The sequence below is a fragment of the Actinomadura sp. GC306 genome, from assembly GCF_004348665.1.
Taxonomy (GTDB): Bacteria; Actinomycetota; Actinomycetes; order Streptosporangiales; family Streptosporangiaceae; genus Spirillospora.
This window is the reverse complement of record NZ_SMKM01000516.1, coordinates 1-1,682: the sequence shown is the minus strand read 5'-3', so window position 1 is coordinate 1,682 and position 1,682 is coordinate 1. Positions and strand designations below refer to the sequence as shown.

The 1,682-nt window shown below is 70.5% G+C and carries 1 protein-coding gene; it reads left to right on the top strand.

The annotated features are described in order from the left end of the window. Positions 1-56 precede the first annotated feature (56 nt). Positions 57-1,682: L-glutamate gamma-semialdehyde dehydrogenase (gene pruA / locus E1200_RS33185; RefSeq protein WP_131956613.1), on the top strand; the 1,626-nt coding region annotated here is incomplete at its 3' end.

The window sequence follows — 1,682 nt, the reverse complement described above, 5'->3', positions numbered from 1 at the left end:
GGCGGGTAGGTCCCGGGCAGGTCGACAACGTTGTCGGGATTGCAGGGAGCCGCTTGATGGACGCCGTCAGTACGGTGCCGGAGCCTAGGAACGAGCCGGTCAGGAGTTACGCGCCGGGGAGCCCCGAGCGGGCCGCCCTGGAAGCGAAGATCAAGGAGCTCGGCGGGGAGCAGACCGAGCTCACCATGGCGATCGGGGGCGAGCGGCGGATGGGGGCCGGTACGCCCATCGCGGTCGTCGAGCCGCACAACCACGGGCACGTCCTCGGGCGGATGGGCAACGCCACCGAACCCGATGTCGCCGAGGCGATCGCGGCGGCCCGGGAGGCGGCGCCCTCGTGGCGGGCTATGGCGTTCGAGGACCGGGCGGCCATCTTCCTGCGCGCCGCCGACCTGCTCGCCGGGCCGTGGCGCGCCACGATCAACGCCGCCACCGTCCTCGGCCAGTCGAAGTCGGTGCAGCAGGCCGAGATCGACGCGGCTTGCGAGCTGATCGACTTCCTGCGGTTCAACGTCCGCTACGCCGAGCAGATCCACGAGATCCAGCCGCTGTCGCCCCCGGGCGTGTGGAACCGTCTGGAGTACCGCCCGCTGGAGGGCTTCGTCCTCGCCATCACCCCCTTCAACTTCACCGCGATCGCCGGGAACCTGCCGACGGCGCCCGCGCTGATGGGCAACGTCGTGGTGTGGAAACCGTCCCCGACCCAGCAGCTCGCCGCGCACCACACGATGCGGCTGCTTGAGGCCGCGGGGCTCCCGCCCGGCGTGATCAACATGGTCACGGGGGACGGGCAGGCCGTCTCCAACGTCGCGCTGCGCCACCCCGACCTCGCCGGGCTGCACTTCACCGGCTCGGTCGCGACGTTCCAGAACCTGTGGCGGACGATCGGGGAGAACATCTCCGGCTACCGGGGCTACCCGCGCATCGTCGGCGAGACCGGCGGCAAGGACTTCGTCGTCGCGCACCCGTCCGCCGACCCGGCGGTGCTGAAGACCGCCCTCGTCCGCGGGGCCTTCGAGTACCAGGGGCAGAAGTGCTCCGCCGCGTCCCGCGCCTACATACCCCGCCCGCTCTGGGACGCGATCCGCGACGACTTCGTGGCCGAGACCGAGTCGCTCACCATGGGCAACGTCGCCGAGGACCTGTCGCTGTTCATGGGCGCGGTCATCGACGAGCGCGCGTTCGCCAAGCACCGCGCGGCGATCGAACGGGCGCGCGGCATCGCCTCCATGAAGATCCTCACCGGCGGCGAGCTGGACGACTCGCGCGGCTACTTCGTCAAGCCGACGGTCCTGGAGTCGTCCGACCCCGACGACGAGATCTTCACCAAGGAGTACTTCGGCCCGATCATCGGCGTGCACGTCTACGACGAGGGCGACTACGACACCGTCCTGCACCAGATGGAGGGCGCGTCCGAGTACGGGCTGACCGGCGCGATCATCGCCGAGGACCGCGCGGCGATCGCCGCCGCCACCGAGGCGCTGCGCTTCGCCGCCGGCAACTTCTACATCAACGACAAGCCGACCGGCTCGATCGTCGGCCAGCAGCCGTTCGGCGGCGCTCGCCAGTCCGGCACCAACGACAAGGCCGGCTCGGTCTTCAACCTCACCCGCTGGACGAGCGCCCGCTCGATAAAGGAGACCTTCGTCCCCCCAACCGACCACCGCTACCCCCACATGGAC